The organism is Proteus mirabilis ATCC 29906 (assembly GCF_000160755.1).
GTDB lineage: Bacteria > Pseudomonadota > Gammaproteobacteria > Enterobacterales > Enterobacteriaceae > Proteus > Proteus mirabilis.
This window is the reverse complement of sequence record NZ_GG668582.1, coordinates 188,751-209,276: the sequence shown is the minus strand read 5'-3', so window position 1 is coordinate 209,276 and position 20,526 is coordinate 188,751. Positions and strand designations below refer to the sequence as shown.

The 20,526-nt window shown below is 41.2% G+C and carries 19 protein-coding genes; all 19 read left to right on the top strand.

The window, feature by feature from the left end:
- Window positions 1-73 precede the first annotated feature (73 nt).
- Window positions 74-535, top strand: a complete 462-nt coding sequence (gene asnC, locus HMPREF0693_RS15925; protein ID WP_004246603.1) for a transcriptional regulator AsnC — start codon at window positions 74-76, stop codon at window positions 533-535.
- A gap of 99 nt (window positions 536-634) precedes the next feature.
- Window positions 635-1,075 (top strand): FMN-binding protein MioC, encoded by a 441-nt coding sequence (mioC, locus tag HMPREF0693_RS15920; RefSeq protein ID WP_004246601.1) that lies wholly within the window; start codon window positions 635-637, stop codon window positions 1,073-1,075.
- A gap of 379 nt (window positions 1,076-1,454) precedes the next feature.
- Window positions 1,455-3,353, top strand: coding sequence for a tRNA uridine-5-carboxymethylaminomethyl(34) synthesis enzyme MnmG (mnmG, locus tag HMPREF0693_RS15915; RefSeq protein WP_004246600.1), 1,899 nt, complete (start codon window positions 1,455-1,457; stop codon window positions 3,351-3,353).
- Window positions 3,350-3,976, top strand: coding sequence for a 16S rRNA (guanine(527)-N(7))-methyltransferase RsmG (gene rsmG / locus HMPREF0693_RS15910; protein ID WP_004246599.1), 627 nt, complete (start codon window positions 3,350-3,352; stop codon window positions 3,974-3,976). Before mnmG ends, rsmG begins: the two co-directional genes overlap by 4 nt.
- Before the next feature lie 614 nt (window positions 3,977-4,590).
- The gene (gene atpI / locus HMPREF0693_RS15905; RefSeq protein ID WP_004246598.1) at window positions 4,591-4,968 is read left to right on the top strand and encodes a F0F1 ATP synthase subunit I; all 378 of its coding nucleotides are present in this window, start codon (window positions 4,591-4,593) and stop codon (window positions 4,966-4,968) included.
- Between the two features lie 31 nt (window positions 4,969-4,999).
- Window positions 5,000-5,824 (top strand): F0F1 ATP synthase subunit A, encoded by an 825-nt coding sequence (atpB, locus tag HMPREF0693_RS15900; RefSeq protein WP_004246597.1) that lies wholly within the window; start codon window positions 5,000-5,002, stop codon window positions 5,822-5,824.
- Window positions 5,825-5,869: 45 nt separating this feature from the next.
- Window positions 5,870-6,109 carry a F0F1 ATP synthase subunit C gene (gene atpE / locus HMPREF0693_RS15895; protein WP_004246596.1) on the top strand — a complete coding sequence of 80 codons (240 nt, stop codon included), beginning with the start codon at window positions 5,870-5,872 and terminating at the stop codon, window positions 6,107-6,109.
- Between the two features lie 61 nt (window positions 6,110-6,170).
- On the top strand, window positions 6,171-6,641 hold the full coding sequence (atpF, locus tag HMPREF0693_RS15890) for a F0F1 ATP synthase subunit B (RefSeq protein WP_004246595.1): 471 nt from the start codon (window positions 6,171-6,173) through the stop codon (window positions 6,639-6,641).
- A 12-nt stretch (window positions 6,642-6,653) separates the two neighbouring features.
- Window positions 6,654-7,187: a F0F1 ATP synthase subunit delta gene (gene atpH / locus HMPREF0693_RS15885; protein ID WP_004246594.1), complete on the top strand. Its 534-nt coding sequence runs from the start codon at window positions 6,654-6,656 to the stop codon at window positions 7,185-7,187.
- A gap of 14 nt (window positions 7,188-7,201) precedes the next feature.
- Window positions 7,202-8,743 (top strand): F0F1 ATP synthase subunit alpha, encoded by a 1,542-nt coding sequence (gene atpA / locus HMPREF0693_RS15880; protein ID WP_004246592.1) that lies wholly within the window; start codon window positions 7,202-7,204, stop codon window positions 8,741-8,743.
- A 57-nt stretch (window positions 8,744-8,800) separates the two neighbouring features.
- Complete coding sequence (gene atpG, locus HMPREF0693_RS15875) at window positions 8,801-9,664, top strand: F0F1 ATP synthase subunit gamma (protein WP_004246591.1); 864 nt, start codon at window positions 8,801-8,803, stop codon at window positions 9,662-9,664.
- 34 nt (window positions 9,665-9,698) lie between these two features.
- Window positions 9,699-11,081 carry a F0F1 ATP synthase subunit beta gene (gene atpD, locus HMPREF0693_RS15870; RefSeq protein ID WP_004246589.1) on the top strand — a complete coding sequence of 461 codons (1,383 nt, stop codon included), beginning with the start codon at window positions 9,699-9,701 and terminating at the stop codon, window positions 11,079-11,081.
- A gap of 21 nt (window positions 11,082-11,102) precedes the next feature.
- Window positions 11,103-11,519, top strand: a complete 417-nt coding sequence (locus HMPREF0693_RS15865) for a F0F1 ATP synthase subunit epsilon (RefSeq protein WP_004246588.1) — start codon at window positions 11,103-11,105, stop codon at window positions 11,517-11,519.
- A gap of 150 nt (window positions 11,520-11,669) precedes the next feature.
- Window positions 11,670-13,043 carry a bifunctional UDP-N-acetylglucosamine diphosphorylase/glucosamine-1-phosphate N-acetyltransferase GlmU gene (glmU, locus tag HMPREF0693_RS15860; RefSeq protein ID WP_004246587.1) on the top strand — a complete coding sequence of 458 codons (1,374 nt, stop codon included), beginning with the start codon at window positions 11,670-11,672 and terminating at the stop codon, window positions 13,041-13,043.
- A 156-nt stretch (window positions 13,044-13,199) separates the two neighbouring features.
- Window positions 13,200-15,026 carry a glutamine--fructose-6-phosphate transaminase (isomerizing) gene (glmS, locus tag HMPREF0693_RS15855; RefSeq protein ID WP_004246586.1) on the top strand — a complete coding sequence of 609 codons (1,827 nt, stop codon included), beginning with the start codon at window positions 13,200-13,202 and terminating at the stop codon, window positions 15,024-15,026.
- A gap of 439 nt (window positions 15,027-15,465) precedes the next feature.
- Entirely contained in the window at window positions 15,466-16,542 is a 1,077-nt protein-coding gene (locus HMPREF0693_RS15850) for a putative 2-aminoethylphosphonate ABC transporter ATP-binding protein (protein WP_004246583.1), read from the top strand.
- Between the two features lie 12 nt (window positions 16,543-16,554).
- Window positions 16,555-18,246: a putative 2-aminoethylphosphonate ABC transporter permease subunit gene (locus HMPREF0693_RS15845; RefSeq protein WP_004246582.1), complete on the top strand. Its 1,692-nt coding sequence runs from the start codon at window positions 16,555-16,557 to the stop codon at window positions 18,244-18,246.
- Window positions 18,247-18,291: 45 nt separating this feature from the next.
- Entirely contained in the window at window positions 18,292-19,302 is a 1,011-nt protein-coding gene (locus HMPREF0693_RS15840; protein ID WP_004246580.1) for a putative 2-aminoethylphosphonate ABC transporter substrate-binding protein, read from the top strand.
- A 64-nt stretch (window positions 19,303-19,366) separates the two neighbouring features.
- Complete coding sequence (locus HMPREF0693_RS15835) at window positions 19,367-20,494, top strand: TIGR03364 family FAD-dependent oxidoreductase (protein ID WP_004246579.1); 1,128 nt, start codon at window positions 19,367-19,369, stop codon at window positions 20,492-20,494.
- Window positions 20,495-20,526: the final 32 nt, after the last annotated feature.

The following is a 20,526-nucleotide window of genomic DNA, read 5'->3' as shown; positions in this document are numbered from 1 at the left end:
ATAGCCTTGCCTATTTAAAATCGTTAAAAAAAACACTATAAAAATGCATTATCATTAAAAACAGGGGGATTTTATGGACAATATTTATCAGATCGATAATCTCGATCGTGACATACTTCACGCTTTAATGGCGAATGCTCGAACACCTTATGCTGAATTAGCTAAAAAATTTGCAGTAAGTCCGGGCACAATTCATGTTCGTGTTGAAAAAATGAAGCAAGCAGGAATTATTACGGGGACACGCGTAGATATAAGTGAAAAACAACTAGGGTTTGATGTTTGCTGCTTTATTGGCATCATTTTAAAAAGTGCCAAAGACTACCATACCGCATTAGATAAGCTAGATAAGTTAGATGAAGTGGTTGAGGTTTATTATACAACAGGTCAATACAGTATCTTTATTAAGGTAATGTGTAAAAGTATCGAAGCGCTTCAAGACGTACTTATCAACAAAATTCAGACTATTGATGAAATCCAATCGACAGAAACCTTGATCTCTTTGCAAAACCCGATAACAAGGACAATCAAGCCATAACGAAAAAAAACTATTTTTTTTATAACCACATTATCCACAGGTAGATCCCAAGTGATTCACAGCGTACAATAGCGCGTCTTGAACATAAGGAGATCATGAATGAAAAAAGTCACGCTAATTAGTGGCAGCACCATGGGTAGTGCTGAATATGTCGCCGAACACCTCGAAGAGATCTTATCTAAAGAGGGATTTGAGACAGATCTACACCATGGGCCTTCTCTTAATGATCTTCCGCAAGAAGGGATCTGGTTGGTGATCACTTCCACACACGGTGCAGGTGAGCTCCCAGATAACCTCCAGCCATTTGCTGACGAAATCTCAGCAGACGGCATTGATCTAAGTAAAGTTTCTTTCGGTGCTGTAGGTATAGGAAGTAGTGAATATGACACTTTCTGTGGTGCGATCAGAACATTAGATCAAAAACTAATAGAAAAAGGGGCTGTTCGATTAGGTGATCGCCTAGAAATAGATATACAAGAACACGACATTCCGGAAGATCCAGCAGAGGAATGGCTTACAACTTGGAAAAATTTACTTTAAATCGAACAAAAAAACAGCAGTCAGATGTGGATAACTATGCTTAAAAGCAGGGGTTAACCCGTAGTTATCCATTGTATAAGCCTATATCCAGAAATGACCTGTGTATAACTCGCTGTTTTGATCCCAGCTTATCAGCATCTAGATCACGGATCATTCACAGTATATGATCCTTTACACTTTTATGATCTTTAAATAGAAAATCCACTTATCCACAGAGGATCGCTTCCTTAATAAAAGATCTAATAAAGAGATCTTTAAATAAAAAGATCTTTAAATAATTACCTGCGGATCATGCTCACTTGTATCTGTCAAAAAGTTGAGTAGAATTCGTTTTCCCAATGCAACACATTCAGCATTTCGTAACATTTAAGGTTCACACATGTTTTATCCAGAACATTTTGACGTCATTGTCATCGGTGGTGGTCACGCCGGTACAGAAGCCGCTATGGCTGCAGCTCGTATGGGGCGTCAAACCCTATTACTGACCCACAATATTGATACTTTGGGCCAAATGTCTTGTAACCCAGCTATTGGTGGGATTGGTAAAGGGCATCTGGTAAAAGAGATCGATGCCATGGGTGGATTAATGGCCACAGCCATCGACCATGCTGGTATTCAATTTAGAACCCTTAATGCAAGTAAAGGGCCAGCAGTAAGAGCAACAAGAGCACAAGCCGATCGCGTACTTTATCGCCAAGCTATTCGCACAACCCTTGAAAATCAGCCTAATTTAATGATCTTCCAACAACCCGTTGAAGATCTCATTGTTGAAAATGACCAAGTAACGGGTGCAGTCACTCGTATGGGATTAAAATTCCGTGCTAAAGCGGTAGTTTTAACCGTAGGAACTTTCCTTGATGGAAAAATCCACATTGGTTTAGAAAATTATAGTGGTGGCCGAGCAGGTGATCCACCATCAGTCTCTTTATCACATCGATTAAGAGAATTACCTTTACGTGTAGGTCGCTTAAAAACAGGTACACCACCTCGTATTGATGCAAGAACTATCGATTTTAGTCAATTAGCGCCACAGTTAGGCGATAATCCAATGCCTGTTTTCTCATTTTTAGGTAATGTGGATCAACATCCTGAACAGATGCCTTGCCATATTACTCATACTAATGAGCAAACACATGAAATAATTCGTAACAACCTCGATCGCAGTCCTATGTATGCCGGGGTTATTGAAGGTATCGGCCCTCGTTATTGTCCATCAATTGAAGATAAAGTGATGCGATTTGCTGATCGCAATTCACACCAAATCTTTTTAGAGCCTGAAGGCTTAACAAGCAATGAAATTTACCCTAATGGTATTTCAACAAGCTTACCTTTTGATGTTCAAATGCAAATAGTAAATTCCATGAAAGGTATGGAAAATGCCAAGATCATCCGACCTGGTTATGCGATAGAGTATGACTTTTTTGATCCCCGTGATCTTAAACAAACACTCGAAAGTAAGTTTATCAACGGATTATTCTTTGCTGGCCAAATTAATGGCACTACCGGTTATGAAGAAGCAGCAGCGCAAGGTCTATTAGCAGGTCTTAATGCGGCACGTTATGCTTTTGATCAAGAAGGTTGGTTCCCTCGTCGTGATCAAGCCTACATTGGTGTATTAGTTGATGATCTTTGTACCTTAGGTACGAAAGAGCCATACCGAATGTTTACTTCACGCGCTGAATATCGCTTGATGTTACGTGAAGACAATGCTGATTTACGTTTAACTGAAATTGGTCGTGAACTTGGTATGGTTGATGACAACCGTTGGGCGCAATTTAGTGAAAAAGTCGAATTAGTTGAAAAAGAGCGTCAACGTTTAAGAGATATTTGGGTTCATCCAAAAGCGGATAATCTAGAAGAAATCAATCAATTACTTAAAACGCCACTGTCTAAAGAGGCGAATGGGGAAGACTTATTACGTCGTCCTGAAATGACCTATGAGATTTTGAAAAAGATCCCTCGTTTTGCTCCTGGTATTGATGATTCGAGACCACAAGCGGCAGAGCAAGTTGAGATCCAAGTAAAATACGAAGGTTATATCAATCGTCAACAAGAAGAGATTGAAAAACAACTGCGTAATGAAAGTGCTGCATTGCCTATTGATATCGACTACAAACAGGTGAGTGGATTATCAAATGAAGTCATTGCCAAACTAAACGATCACAAGCCAACTTCAATAGGTCAGGCATCGCGGATCTCCGGTGTGACACCTGCAGCTATCTCAATTTTACTTGTTTGGTTAAAAAAACAAGGTTTATTACGCCGGAGTGCATCATGAGTGACTTACTTAATCGGTTAAAAAAGCTGGCAAAGCAAGCCAATATTGAGTTAACTGATGTTCAAGCTCAAAAATTAACCGCTTATGTTGCTATGCTCGATAAATGGAATAAAGCATATAATTTGACCTCTGTCAGAGATCCTCAACAGATGCTTATTCGTCATATTTTAGACAGCATAGTTGTGAGTCAATACCTTGAAGGAAACAACTTCATTGATGTTGGTACAGGGCCAGGATTGCCCGGTATTCCTTTAGCAATAATGCGTCCCGATCACCACTTTGTGTTACTTGATAGCTTAGGTAAACGCGTTCGTTTTATGAAGCAAGTTCAGCATGAATTAGCTCTGCATAATATCGAACCTGTGCAATATCGAGTTGAAGAGTATCAAGTAGAAAAACCATTTGATGGTGTGATTAGTCGTGCTTTTGCGTCGATGAAAGATATGCTTTCTTGGTGTTCACATTTAGTCACTGAAGAACACGGGCGTTTTTATGCATTAAAAGGGCAGATTCATCAAGAAGAACTTGATGAGCTTTCTGAAAATGGTTTAAAGATGCCTGAAAAGGTGATTAATTTAGCGATCCCCGAATTGAATGAACAGCGTCATCTGGTTATTTTTTAAACTGTAGACGGCTATTCATCGGCTTCTTTTTTCATTTTTTGTGCTTTAGCGATAACATTTACAATGTTATCGCTATTTACTTTAAGGGATAAAATAGCGTCATTCCATATTTACCCATATTTTACAATTAAGTAACAAATAATTATCTTTTTATTTAATTGCCTGTATTCCCCTCATTTTTTTATTTTTCTTTCTAAAATAAATTAATAAATTTATGCATTCTCAAAAATATTTAATTTATTTAATTGAAAAATCATTAATTATTTTTCTTTTTGGCTGTTTTTGTTCAGAAAAAGGCAGTTATTTGTTAACTCTATTATAATTTTTATGAAATAAAATTTATTTATATACTAATTTATGTGTTCTAGATCACATTATTTTTTCTGTTTATGCTGATTATTTTTGCGCTTTTTGTTGCTAATCATTTTCCATAAATGGAACCTTCATAAAAAATTTAAATTATTCTTCACTTTTTCGCTACTTATTGATTGAATTCATTGCCACGCCCCGTATAATTTGCTCGTTTTTGTCACTTGACACTTTATAGCAAAGACAGTTTGATACATTATTCAGTAATACCTTTTACGATAGCGAGTCTGGAGAATACAAACGTCATGTCTGTCTCCCTCTACAGCGGGAAAGTTGCACTGAAACTGTTATTTTTGCAGTTTATGACTTTTGTTATTCTCAGTGCGGGTTTCTACTTTAAGAGTACAGACTGGAGCTTTTCTGCTTTTTTAGGTGGAATTGCATGTTGGTTACCCAATATTGCATTTTTATTATTACTACGCTTACAAAAAGTAGATGAAAATGAAGCTTCAGTTCGCATAAACTGGCTTTTTGCTTTCAGTGAAGGGTTGAAGGTTATATTATCAATAGCCTTGCTGATAGTTGCTTTAGGAGTGTTTAAAGCGGCATTTGCACCACTGGTCATGACCTACTTAGCGGTGCTTGTTATGCAGGTCGTTGCACCAGCCGTCATAAACGGTTAGCGTTTTTAACAACAAAAGGGTAATTGGCATCATGTCTGCATCAGGAGAAGCATTAACCACTAGAGACTACATAGGTGGACATCTGAATAACCTTCAGTTGGACCTACGTACTTTCGAGTTGGTCAATCCCCATGCTGAAAATACGCCATCATTCTGGGTGTTAAATATTGACTCACTTTTCTTCTCTGTACTCATGGGGCTTTTGTTCCTATGGATATTTAGAAAAGTAGCAGTAAAAGCAACCAGTGGCGTACCGGGAAAATTCCAGACTGCAGTAGAAATGGTCATTGGTTTCGTTGATAGCAGCGTTCGTGATATGTATCACGGGAAGAGCAAAGTCATTGCACCTTTGGCATTGACTGTGTTCGTTTGGGTGCTGTTAATGAATGCCCTGGATTTATTACCAATTGATTTTATCCCATATATCGGTGAACACATCTTAGGGTTACCAGCGTTACGCATCGTTCCGACTGCTGACGTGAGTATCACTCTTTCGATGGCAATTGGTGTATTTATCCTGATTCTCTTCTACAGCATTAAGATGAAGGGCGTAAAAGGGTTTACTAAAGAGCTGACGTTACAGCCTTTTAATCACCCTGTATTTATTCCAATCAACTTAATTCTGGAAGGGGTAAGCCTGCTATCAAAACCTGTTTCACTCGGTCTTCGACTGTTTGGTAACATGTATGCGGGTGAACTGATCTTTATTCTTATTGCTGGTCTGTTACCGTGGTGGTCACAGTGGTTATTAAGCCTACCTTGGGCGATATTCCACATACTGATTATTACGTTACAAGCCTTTATTTTCATGGTTCTAACGATTGTTTATCTGTCGATGGCATCTGAAGAACATTAATTATTAACTCTTTAAAGAAATAACTGAAACAAACTGGAGACTGTCATGGAAAACCTGAGTATGGATCTGCTGTACATGGCTGCCGCTATTATGATGGGTTTAGCTGCAATCGGTGCTGCAATCGGTATCGGAATCCTCGGAGGCAAATTTTTAGAAGGTGCTGCTCGTCAGCCTGATCTGATCCCTCTTCTGCGTACACAGTTCTTTATCGTTATGGGTCTGGTTGACGCCATCCCAATGATTGCTGTGGGTCTGGGCCTTTACGTGATGTTTGCTGTCGCCTAATGATGGTGATGAGCAGTAAAAACATCAAGTTAGTTAATAACCAAGAAAGAGGTATTGTGCTGTGAATTTAAATGCAACAATCCTCGGCCAGGCCATCGCATTTGTCCTGTTTGTTTTGTTCTGCATGAAATATGTATGGCCACCAATTATGGCGGCCATTGAAAAACGTCAAAAAGAAATTGCTGACGGTTTATCTTCTGCAGAACGTGCGAAAAAGGACTTAGATTTAGCGAAAGCCGATGCAGGCGAACAGTTAGCGAAAGCAAAAGCTGAAGCACAAGCAATCATTGAGTCTGCGAATAAACAACGCACTCAAATGATTGAAGAAGCTAAAGCTGAAGCAGAGCAAGAACGTAGTAAGATCGTTGCACAAGCTCAATCCGAATTGGAAGCAGAGCGTAAACGTGCTCGTGAAGAACTTCGTAAACAAGTCGCTATGCTGGCTATCGCTGGTGCCGAGAAAATTATTGAACGTTCCGTGGATGAAGCTGCTAATAGCGACATCGTTGATAAACTGGTCGCTGAACTGTAAGGAGGGAGGGGCATGTCTGAAATAGCAACGGTAGCTCGCCCCTACGCCAAAGCAGCTTTTGACTTTGCTGTGGAAAACCAGGCTGTCGATAAATGGCAGGTTATGCTGGCATTCACCGCTGAAGTTGCACGCAATGAGCAGGTAACCGAATTACTTTCTGGTTCTTTAGCATCAGAAAAACTGGCTGACATCTTTATCGACCTTTGTGGCGATCAAATAGATGAACATGCTCAGAACTTAATTCGTGTTATGGCTGAGAATGACCGTTTATCAACATTGCCGGAAGTATTGAGCCAATTTATTCAATTGCGCGCAGTACTCGAGTCAACGGTTGATGTTGAAGTCACTTCTGCCATTGAGCTAACTAAACAGCAGCTAGCTAACATTTCTGCAGCGATGGAAAAACGTCTATCACGCAAAGTGAAGCTGAATTGCAAAATTGATAAGTCCGTTATCGCAGGCATGATTATACGCGCCGGTGACCTTGTCATCGACGGTAGTGTTCGTGGCCGTTTAGAGCGATTAACTGACGTCTTGCAGTCTTAAGGGGACTGGAGCATATGCAACTGAATTCCACTGAAATCAGCGAACTGATCAAGCAGCGCATTGCTCAGTTCAATGTAGTGAGTGAAGCTCACAATGAAGGTACGATTGTTTCCGTTAGTGACGGTATCATTCGTATCCACGGTTTAGCCGAAGTTATGCAGGGTGAGATGATCGCACTGCCGGGTAACCGTTTCGCTATCGCATTAAACTTAGAGCGCGACTCTGTTGGTGCGGTTGTGATGGGTCCTTATGCTGACTTAGCAGAAGGCATGAAAGTTAAATGTACAGGTCGTATTCTGGAAGTTCCAGTTGGCCGTGGTCTACTTGGTCGTGTAGTTAACACACTGGGTGAACCTATTGATGGTAAAGGTGCTGTAGAGCATGATGGCTTCTCACCTGTTGAGATGATTGCTCCAGGTGTTATCGACCGTCAATCAGTCGACCAACCTGTACAGACGGGTTATAAATCCGTTGACGCCATGATCCCAATTGGTCGTGGTCAGCGTGAATTGATCATCGGTGACCGCCAAACAGGTAAAACTGCTCTGGCTGTCGATGCGATTATTAATCAGCGTGACTCTGGCATTAAATGTATTTATGTCGCTATCGGTCAGAAAGCATCGACTATTTCGAACGTTGTTCGTAAATTAGAAGAGCATGGCGCGTTAGAAAACACCATTGTTGTTGTTGCTTCTGCATCAGAATCAGCAGCGTTGCAATACCTTGCTCCTTATGCGGGTTGTGCAATGGGTGAATACTTCCGTGACCGTGGTGAAGATGCTCTGATTATTTATGATGACCTGTCTAAACAGGCTGTCGCATACCGTCAAATTTCACTGTTACTTCGTCGTCCACCTGGACGTGAAGCTTACCCTGGTGACGTTTTCTATCTGCACTCCCGTTTATTGGAGCGCGCAGCGCGCGTTAGCGCTGAGTATGTAGAAAACTTTACTAACGGTGAAGTTAAAGGTAAAACCGGCTCACTGACTGCGTTACCTATTATCGAAACGCAAGCAGGGGACGTTTCTGCATTCGTTCCTACGAACGTAATCTCTATTACCGATGGTCAGATCTTCTTAGAATCTAACCTGTTTAACGCAGGTATCCGTCCAGCTGTTAACCCAGGGATCTCCGTATCTCGTGTAGGTGGTGCAGCTCAGACTAAGATTATGAAGAAACTTTCTGGTGGTATCCGTACTGCACTTGCGCAGTATCGTGAGCTGGCAGCATTCTCTCAGTTCGCTTCAGATCTGGATGATGCTACCCGTAAACAATTGAACCACGGTCAGAAAGTGACTGAATTGCTGAAACAGAAACAGTACGAACCAATGTCTGTCGCACAACAGTCTTTATCTCTGTTTGCTGCAGAACGTGGTTATCTGGAAGATGTTGAAATTTCAAAAGTTGTGCCATTTGAAGCGGCTTTATTAGCTTATGCTTCTCGTGAACATGCTGATTTACTGAAAGAAATCAACCAGACCGGTACTTATAACGAAGAAATCGAAGCGAAGCTGAAAGGCGTGCTAGACAACTTCAAAGCGACTCAGTCCTGGTAATAACTATTCGGCCTAATAATGATCATTAGGCCGTCTGGTTCATGAGGAGAAGCAGAAATGGCCGGCGCAAAAGAGATACGTTCGAAGATCGCCAGTGTGCAAAACACACAGAAGATCACTAAAGCGATGGAGATGGTCGCCGCGTCGAAAATGCGTAAAACGCAGGAACGCATGGCAGCCAGCCGTCCTTATGCAGAAACCATGCGCAGTGTGATTGGTCACCTTGCGTTAGGGAATCTGGAATATAAACATCCATACCTCGAAGAGCGTGAAGTTAAACGTGTCGGGTACCTGGTTGTTTCGACCGACCGTGGTTTGTGTGGTGGTTTGAACATTAACTTGTTCAAAAAACTGCTGGCAGACATGAAAGAGTGGTCTGATAAAGGTGTAGAAGTAGATTTAGCCCTTGTTGGTTCTAAAGCCGTTTCATTCTTTGCCTCTGTAGGTGGGAATGTTGTCGGTCAAGTAACAGGTATGGGTGATGATCCGCAACTATCTGACCTTATCGGCCCAGTCAATATCATGTTGCAGGCTTATGACGAAGGTCGTTTAGATAAACTGTATGTGGTGGCAAATAAGTTCATCAATACCATGGCCCAAGAGCCTAAAATTCTGCAAGTTTTACCATTACCACCAGGTGATGATGAAGAACTGAAAGAAAAATCTTGGGATTATCTGTACGAACCTGATCCTAAGACGTTACTGGATACTTTACTGCGTCGTTATATTGAATCGCAGGTTTATCAGAGCGTCGTAGAGAACTTAGCGAGTGAGCAGGCAGCACGAATGGTCGCGATGAAAGCCGCTACAGATAACGGTGGTAATCTGATTAAAGAACTGCAATTGGTGTACAACAAAGCACGCCAAGCAAGCATTACTCAGGAACTGACAGAAATTGTATCTGGTGCAGCCGCGGTATAACAGCTAGGTTTACGAATTACGTAGAGGATTCAAGATGGCTACTGGAAAGATTGTCCAGGTAATCGGCGCCGTAGTGGACGCCGAGTTCCCTCAGGATAGCGTCCCTAAAGTATACGACGCTCTTGAGGTTATGAATGGTAAAGAAAAACTGGTGCTGGAAGTTCAGCAACAGTTAGGCGGTGGTATCGTTCGTTGTATCGCAATGGGTACATCAGACGGTTTAAGCCGTGGCTTAAAGGTTGAAGATTTAGGCCACCCAATTGAAGTACCAGTAGGTAAAGCGACTTTAGGACGTATCATGAACGTTCTGGGTACACCTATTGATATGAAAGGTGAGATTGAAACCGAAGAGCGTTGGTCAATCCACCGTGAAGCACCAACTTACGAAGAGTTATCAAACTCTCAAGAACTGCTTGAAACCGGTATCAAAGTTATGGACTTAATCTGTCCATTTGCTAAAGGTGGTAAAGTCGGTCTGTTCGGTGGTGCGGGTGTTGGTAAAACAGTTAACATGATGGAATTGATCCGTAATATCGCGATCGAGCACTCAGGTTACTCTGTATTTGCTGGTGTTGGTGAGCGTACTCGTGAGGGTAACGACTTCTATCATGAAATGACAGATTCTAACGTTCTTGACAAAGTATCGTTAGTTTACGGTCAGATGAATGAGCCACCAGGAAACCGTCTGCGTGTTGCACTGACTGGTCTGACAATGGCTGAGAAATTCCGTGATGAAGGCCGTGACGTACTGTTATTCGTCGATAACATCTATCGTTACACCTTAGCCGGTACAGAAGTATCAGCACTGTTAGGTCGTATGCCATCAGCGGTAGGTTACCAACCAACATTGGCTGAAGAGATGGGTGTTCTGCAAGAGCGTATCACTTCAACCAAAACAGGTTCTATCACCTCTGTTCAGGCGGTATACGTACCTGCGGATGACTTAACTGACCCATCCCCAGCAACCACCTTTGCTCACTTAGATGCGACAGTGGTACTGAGCCGTCAAATTGCTTCGTTAGGTATCTACCCTGCGGTTGACCCACTGGATTCAACCAGTCGTCAGTTAGACCCACTGGTAGTTGGCCAAGAGCACTATGATGTTGCTCGTGGTGTTCAGTCTATCCTGCAACGTTATCAGGAACTGAAAGACATCATCGCTATCTTAGGTATGGATGAACTGTCAGAAGAAGATAAACTGGTTGTTGCGCGTGCGCGTAAGATCCAGCGCTTCCTATCTCAGCCATTCTTCGTTGCTGAAGTATTTACCGGTTCACCAGGTAAGTTCGTTTCCCTAAAAGACACAATCCGTGGCTTTAAAGGTATTCTGAACGGTGATTATGACCACCTGCCAGAGCAGGCGTTCTACATGGTTGGTACTATCGAAGAAGCAGTAGAAAAAGCTAAGAAGCTTTAATACGGCTGACGGGAGGTTGATATGGCCGATACATCGTTCCACCTGAAAGTTGTCAGCGCTGAAAAGCATTTATATGACGGCGAAGTCAAACATATTCAGGTAACTGGTAGCGAAGGTGAGCTCGGTATTTATCCGCAGCATACCCCGTTATTAACTGCCATAAAACCGGGCATGGTACGTGTCGTAAAAACATCGGGTGAAGAAGAGTTTATCTACCTTTCAGGTGGTATTCTCGAAGTTCAGCCTACAGGCGTCATTGTACTGGCAGATACAGCTATCCGTGGTCGTGATTTGGATGAAGCGAAAGCGTTGGAATCTAAGCGTAAAGCTGAAGAACACATTCAATCCTCTCATGGTGATGTTGATTATGCTCAAGCATCAGCAGAATTAGCCAAAGCGATTGCAAAACTACGTGTAATCGAATTGACTAGACGCTAATGTAAATAGGCAGTCCATGAATAAAAAGCCAGTTAGTTATAGCTAACTGGCTTTTTTGCTTTCAGAAATATTTTGTGTAACGAAATATGTAGTATTATTTGGCATAAACAGGTTTACTTGCCATTCTTTACGGGAGTTATCAGGTTAATTATGTCTAATTCAGCTAAAAGTGTTGTTATTCTTGCTGCGGGAAAAGGTACCCGTATGTATTCACAGTTACCTAAGGTTCTTCATAAACTTGCGGGCAAATCCATGGTGCAACATGTCATTGATACCGCAAAATCCCTTGGTGCTCAACAAACCCACCTTGTTTATGGGCACGGTGGTGAACTTATGAAAGAAACATTAGGTTCACAACCTGTCAATTGGGTGCTACAAGCTGAGCAATTAGGTACCGGTCATGCTATGCAACAAGCCGCACCTTTCTTTGCTGATGATGAAGATATCCTAATGCTTTATGGTGATGTACCACTTATCACTAAAGAAACCTTAGAGCGTTTAATTGCGGTAAAACCTGCTGGTGGCATTGGTTTATTAACCGTTATTTTAGATAACCCTATGGGGTATGGCCGTATTGTTCGCGAAAATGGCGATGTTGTTGGTATCGTAGAGCAAAAAGACGCCTCTGAAGAACAATTAAAAATTAAAGAGATCAATACTGGTATATTGGTTGCTAATGGGGGCGATTTAAAACGCTGGTTAGCGAAGCTTGATAATAACAATGCTCAGAAAGAGTACTACATTACTGATATTATTGCGCTTGCACACCAAGAAGGTCGTAAAATCGAAACCGCTCACCCTACTCGTCATAGCGAAATGGAAGGGGTTAATAACCGCTTACAACTTGCCGCATTAGAGCGTATTTATCAAACAGAACAAGCCGAACGCTTATTACTTGAAGGGGTAATGTTACTTGATCCGGCTCGTTTTGATTTACGTGGTACGCTAACTCACGGAAAAGACGTGGTGATTGATACTAACGTTATTATTGAAGGTGAAGTCACTTTAGGTAATAACGTTGAAATTGGTACGGGTTGTGTACTGAAAAACTGTGTGATCGGTGATGGTTCGATTATCAGCCCTTATACGGTGATCGAGGATGCAAATTTAGCGCAAGAGTGTACTGTTGGGCCTTTTGCTCGTCTTCGTCCCGGCGCACAGCTGGCAGACAAAGCACATGTTGGTAACTTTGTTGAGATGAAAAAAGCCAGTTTAGGCGTTGGCTCTAAAGCGGGTCATCTTACTTATTTAGGTGATACTGAAGTGGGTGCTAATGTGAATATTGGCGCTGGCACTATCACTTGTAACTATGACGGTGCAAATAAATTTAAAACTATCATTGGTGATGATGTGTTTATCGGCTCTGATACTCAACTTGTTGCCCCCGTTTGCGTGGCCAATGGCGCAACAATTGGTGCAGGCACAACATTGACAAAAGATGTCAACGAAAACGAATTAGTCATTAGCCGAGTTAAGCAAACACATATTTCTGGCTGGAAACGTCCGGTGAAGAAAAAACAATAATTTTAAGATAAGGGCGTATATTTCATTATCGCCCTTTTCTTGTACGCTATTATTCTAAAAACAAAAATATCCCCGTTTTCTACCATGGCTTGGGGAACAAAAAATCAGGTATAAAGACATCAAGTGCGAAAAACGCACAGTTTTAGGAATAACACAATGTGTGGAATAGTAGGTGCAGTTGCACAACGCGATATCGCAGAAATCTTAATTGAAGGTTTACGTCGTTTAGAATACCGCGGTTATGATTCAGCGGGGTTAGCTGTTGTCGATAATGATTGTCATATGACACGTCTGCGTGAAGTTGGCAAAGTACAGATGCTGGCAGAAGAAGCAGAAAAAACACAAGTTATTGGTGGTACAGGTATTGCCCATACCCGTTGGGCAACCCATGGTGAACCTTGTCAAGATAATGCTCATCCTCATGTCTCAGGCACTATTGCCGTGGTACATAATGGGATTATTGAAAACTACCAAGAGCTAAAAGCTGAGTTAATTAACCGGGGCTATCAGTTTGCCTCTCAAACTGATACTGAAGTTATTGCTCACTTAGTCAATTGGGAACAGCGCCAAGGCGGCACATTACGTGAAGTCGTACAGCGTGTGATCCCTCAATTACGTGGTGCTTACGGTACTGTCATTATGGATAGTCGTACACCAGAGCTATTAGTGGCAGCACGCTCAGGAAGCCCTCTGGTCGTAGGTCTTGGTGTTGGCGAAAACTTCCTTGCTTCTGACCAACTGGCTTTATTGCCTGTTACTCGCCGCTTTATCTACCTTGAAGAAGGCGATATTGTCGAAATTACTCGTCGTCATGTGCATATTTATGATGTTAATGGCGAAGAAGTTAATCGTGATATTATCGAATCGAATGTGCAATATGATGCGGGTGACAAAGGTATTTATCGTCACTATATGCAAAAAGAGATCTACGAACAGCCTTTAGCCATTAAAAACACCCTTGAAGGGCGTTTAAAAGCAGAAAGTATTGATCTTAGTGAGTTAGGATCTAAAGCACCAGAGATCTTATCTCAAGTGGAACATATTCAAATTGTTGCCTGCGGTACATCTTATAACGCAGGTATGGTATCGCGTTATTGGTTTGAATCTTTAGCGGGGATCCCCTGTGATGTGGAAATTGCATCAGAATATCGCTATCGCAAACCAGCGACTCGTCGCAATAGTTTACTGATAACCTTATCTCAATCGGGTGAAACGGCAGATACTCTAGCAGCATTACGCTTATCAAAAGAGTTAGGTTATTTATCATCGCTGGCAATTTGTAATGTGGCTGGCTCTTCTTTAGTACGTGAATCTGAATTTGTGTTAATGACTAAAGCAGGGGCTGAAATTGGGGTTGCCTCAACCAAAGCCTTTACAACGCAACTGGCCGTTTTATTAATGCTAGTGGCCTATATGGGACGCATTAAAGGTGTTGAAGCCCTTGAACAACAAGTTGCAATGGCGCTTCATGCACTACCGAGCCGTATTGAAAGTATGTTGTCGAAAGATAAAGTGATTGAAGCTTTAGCAGAAGACTTCTCAGAAAAAAGTCATGCACTCTTCTTAGGCCGTGGTGATCAATATCCAATAGCGGTAGAAGGCGCATTAAAGTTAAAAGAGATCTCTTATATTCATGCAGAAGCTTATGCGGCTGGTGAATTAAAACATGGACCTCTTGCTTTAATTGATGCTGATATGCCCGTTATCATCGTAGCGCCAAATAATGAATTATTAGAGAAATTAAAATCTAATATTGAAGAGGTGCGCGCTCGTGGTGGTTTACTGTATGTGTTTGCTGATCAAGATGCTGGCTTTGAAGAAAGTGAAACAATGAAACTGATTTCTCTGCCTCATGTTGAAGAGTTAATTGCGCCAATTTTCTATACTGTACCATTACAGTTACTTTCTTATCATGTGGCGTTAATTAAAGGGACTGATGTCGATCAGCCTCGTAACTTGGCTAAATCAGTGACTGTTGAGTAATATTATTTAATAGTTTATTGCCAATTTTGCCCCGTATCTTAATTTCAGGTGCGGGGCATTTTTAACTCACTATTATTTTTAATTTCTTTGTTATTAAAAAACATTACAAAAATAAATACGAGTGTAAAAAGTGAATAGATTAAAAAGTGCGTAAGGTTTTTATTTTTTTATCAGATAAATATATTATTACTATAAATATATCGAAGAAAATTAAAATAAAATCAATAAGGTATCTTTTTAATGTAACGCCTAAAAATAATAGAGATGTTATTAATAATCTTTCTACAATATAAATTTAAAATCTATATTTTATCTTTGTAATAATAGTCTAGTGACTAGTCATTTAAAAAAAATATAAATCAGTTTTAAATTTTCATAAAACTTTAATCATTGTCGCTTAATCTCTAGTCAATCATCATAAATTGGCGTGGTAAGCGATATGTTACAGTTCAATATAAACTCACAAAATGGCTCAATGCCACATATTCGTGTAGAGAATATTCAAAAGAGATTTAATCAATTTATTGCTTTAGATGGTGTTTCTTTAGAGATTAAACAAGGCGAGTTAGTCTGCCTATTAGGGCCTTCTGGATGTGGAAAAACCACATTATTACGTTGTATTGCCGGATTAGAAACACAAGATCACGGTAGTATCTTTAATTACGATAACAACATCTCACACCTTCCCCCTCAAGCCCGTGACTATGGGATCTTATTTCAGTCCTATGCATTATTTCCTAACCTGACGGTACAGCAGAATATTGCGTATGGTTTAGCCGGTCAGCCTCGTAATATGATTAAAGATCGCGTTAATGAAATGCTGGAGTTAGTTGGTTTACAAGACCGAAAGAAAAAATATCCAGGAGAATTATCTGGCGGTCAACAACAGCGCGTGGCATTGGCTCGTGCTTTGGCTCCTGCCCCTTCTTTACTATTACTGGATGAGCCAATGTCGGCATTAGATGCACAAGTGCGTGAACATTTGTGTGTGGAGCTACGTAATTTACAGCAAAGCTTAAATATCACTACGCTAATGGTCACTCATAATCAAGATGAAGCCATGCTGATGGCCGATAGGATAGCTGTAATGAATAACGGCAAAGTTGAGCAGTACGGCAGTAGTGAAGAGATTTACAACCATCCACAAACACCATTTGTTGCAGAGTTTGTAGGAAAAGGTAACTGGTTACCTTTCAATAGAAATCAGCACGGTGAGGCGATGATTGGCTCACGAGAAGTCCAATTAAAACATACTGCAGTACCTCATAATCAAGGGCGTCTCTTTTGTCGACCTGAATCAATCAAAATTAACCCAATACAAAACAAACATAATCAATACGATGCCAATATACAAAATGTGGTGTTTTTGGGAAGTCGTTGCATTATGAAGTTTGAATTAGACCATTTACCGGGACATTTATTACAAGCCGAGATCTCTGCTGCTGAGCTACATAGTATTCAAAACGGTAAAGTTAAAGTGACTTTACCGGCTAATGAACTACACATATTTGCGTAAGGTAGCGAGATAATGTCAGTGATAGTACCTACCAAATCTATTAATCGTTTAGATAGTTTGTTTGTTGCTGGTGGTAAGTTATTTATTATTTGCTTACTTACTCTTGGGGTTTTATTGCCTTTATTGGCTATTTTCTGGCGAGGTTTTACGCCTGATATATCACAAGGTGGTGGTTTTCAGGCTGCCATTGATTTGTTCACCAGTGCTAATTTTCTGTGGTTGGTGGGTAACAGTATTAGTGTTTCGTTAAGCGTTGCTGTTATTACGGTGCCACTGGCTTACCTGTTTGCTTATGCTCTACATCGCACCTTGATCCCTTTTAAATCCTTGTGGCGTGGAATATCACTATTACCCTTACTTGCTCCTTCTATGCTACCGGGTATAGCATTGGTTTATCTATTTGGTAACCAAGGGCTATTGCGTAGCTTACTCACAGAGAGTATTTATGGTTATTGGGGATTAGTGCTTGGTGAGGTGATCTACACTTTTCCTCATGCGCTAATGATTTTACTCTCCGCATTATCTATGTCTGATGCTCGTTTATTTGATGCTGCATCTAGCTTAGGGGCGTCTTCTTGGCGCACTTTTCGTAGTGTCACTTGGTCATCGAGCCGACATGGGATTTTCGCAGCATTGTGCTTGGTATTTACGTTAACTATTACTGACTTTGGTATTCCGGTTGTCGTCGGCGGAGATTATCAAGTACTGGCGTTAGAAGCCTATAAAGCCGTGCTTGGTCAGCAACAATTTGGCCGCGGTGCTTTAATCGGTATGTTGTTATTGCTACCTGCATTGTTGACCTTCGGTGTCGATGTTTGGTTACGTAAACGTCAACGTGATGCAATGAGCTCGCGTGCCCAATTCTATTTGCCAAAAGCTAATTTTCAGCGTGACACGCTTTATCTAATATTTGTGATGCTTATTTGCGCGCTGTTTTTATTGGTATTTGGTACGGCCGTTTACTCCTCTTTTATTCAGTTCTGGCCTTATAACTTATCGTTTTCGTTACGTCATTATAATTTTGAAGGATTGCCCGGGGGCTGGCTCGCCTATACCAACAGTATTATTTTGGCATTTTACACTGCCACTATCGGCTGTTTTCTGATCTTTATGGGCGCTTACTTAATAGAGAAAACGGCTTCTCACTCTTGGCTTAACAATCTGCTACGTATGTTAAGTTTTGTACCGATGGCCGTTCCGGGGTTAGTGTTGGGATTAGGGTATGTATTTTTCTTTAACTTACCGAATAATCCACTGAACTTTTTATACGGCAGTATGGTGTTATTAGTGCTGTGCTCCATTGCACACTTTTTCACTACCGCCTATATGACTGCGAGCACGGCACTGCGCCAGTTAGATAAAGAATTCGAGGCTGCTTCATTATCCTTAAAAGCGCCTTTATATCGTCACTTTTGGCGTATCACTATTCCTCTTTGTTTGCCGGCATTATTAGATATTTATCGTTATCTATTTGTTTCTGCTATGACAACGGTTTCCGCGGCGATCTTCCTTTATAGCCCAGACACTATTTTAGCCGCGGTTGCGGTATTGAATATGGATGATGCTGGCAATATTGGTGGCGCGGCGGCTATGTCGACATTGATTTTAACCACCTCGGCAGGAGTTTCGATATTGTTATCTATTGCTTCGCAAGGTGTTCTTCGCCGTACACAAGCGTGGCATCAGCGTGAAGCTAAACAATAAATTTAAAGGTTTAATTCTCTCACATAGCAATACTAGGAAAATCGCATGATGTTAAAAAAACTGATACTTGCCACCAGCTTATTATTCTCTGCGGGAACGGTCTTTGCAGCGACTGAAATTACGGTATACACCGCAATAGAAAGTGAACAATTACAAGCTTATAAACAAGCATTTGAGGCTAAATATCCTGATATAAAAATAAAATGGGTAAGAGATTCAACGGGGATTATCACCGCTAAATTATTAGCAGAAAAAGATCGTCCTCAAGCCGATGTTGTGTGGGGATTAGCTGCATCAAGTTTAGCAATATTAAAAGCGCAAAATATGCTTGAGCCTTATGCTCCGGCGCAGTTAGATGATATTGATGTGAAATTTCGTGATAGCAACAACCCGCCAACTTGGGTTGGTATGGATGTCTGGGCGGCAACGATTTGCTACAACACGATAGAAGCACAAAAATTGGGGTTATCTAAACCCACTTCTTGGCAAGATCTCACTAAGCCTGAATACAAAGGCAAAATCGTTATGCCAAATCCGGCATCATCAGGCACTGGGTTTTTAGATGTAAGTGCTTGGTTACAAATATTTGGTGAACAAGAGGGTTGGGCATATATGGACAAGTTGCATCAGAATATTGGTCAATATGTTCATTCTGGCTCCAAACCCTGCAAAATGGCTGCATCGGGGGAATACCCGATAGGCATATCCTTTGAATATCCGGCGATCCAATTGAAACGACAAGGGGCACCACTAGACATCATATTACCGCAAGAAGGATTGGGTTGGGATATTGAAGCAACGGCGATAATCAAAGGAACTAATAAGCGAGATGCCGCGCAAAAATTGGCTGATTTTTCCGCCTCAAAGGAAGCGATGAAGCTTTATAGTGCTAATTTTGCTGTATTAGCCAATACCAGTGTACCCGTAAGCCAAACAGAATTACCTCGCGATTATGCTCAACGTTTAATTAAAAATGATTTTATTTGGGCTGCTGAAAAGCGCGACACCATTTTAACTGAATGGCGTAAGCGCTATGACGGTAAGAGTGCAAAATAATTATTTTTTACTTTATTAATTAATAGATAGGGTGCGATGCACTCTATCTTGTTTAGGGTGTCATATGAAATTTGATATTGCGGTTATTGGTGCGGGCATTATTGGTTTATCTCATGCGTATGCAGCGACTCAGCGAGGTTTACGTGTTGCTATTTTTGAGCGCAGTTACACGCCTGTGGGCGCTTCTGTACGTAATTTTGGTCACGGATTAATTTTGGGTCAAGCGCCGGGAAAAATGCTAGATTTAGCGAAAAATAGTCGTGAAATTTGGGCAACTATGGCCAAACAGGCTAAATTTTTAACGCGTCAAAAAGGGACTTATCTATTAGCACGTACACAATCTGAGCAAGCTGTTCTTGAAGCCTTTGTCGATGGTCGAGCTAAAACCTATGGTTATGATTGTGAATTACTTTCTAAAACACAATTAGCCACGGTTTATGGTGGTCAATTGCAACACCATAAAGCGGCGTTGCATGGCAAAGAAGATCAGGTGCTATTTTCGCGAGAAGCGATCCCACAGTTAGCGGCTTATTTAGGCAGCTTAGCTAATGTAACGAGTTATTTTTCCACATTAGTACGGGATATTGATGTAGATACGGGGACATTGATCACCAGTAATGGCACATTTAGTGCAGAAAAGATCATTGTCTGCTCAGGGCACGATTATCAAACATTACTGGCTGACGAAATAAAAAAGCTTGATCCTATAGTTTGCCGCCTGCAGATGTTGCGAGTGACAGCAGAGCAAAATATTGGATTGGCGCATGCGCTAATGACGGGATTAAGTTGTACTCACTATGGTGCATTTGCCGATTTACCTGAGGCACAGGCTTTAGCGAAAGAAATTAAAATGCAATCGCCGTTGATTGAGCAGTATGGTATTCATTTATTAATTACCCCGACTCCTTATGGCGATCTTATTATTGGTGATTCTCACGAATATAGCTTAGATGCACAGCCCTTTAACAGCGAAGAGGTTGATAACCTCCTGATAGAGTTAGCTGAGCACACATTAGGTTGTTCGGTTCAAGTAAAAGAGCGTTGGCAAGGGGTTTATGGGGCAAAAGGAAAGGAGCCGATTTCAATTTTAACGCCGAGTGAAAAAGTCACTGCAGTATTGATGCGAACGGGTTTAGGAATGAGTGTTGGGCCTGGTTTAGGTGAACAGAATATTCGTCAACTATTTGATTAATCTTGCATTAGGGATGTGAAGTTATTTTTTAA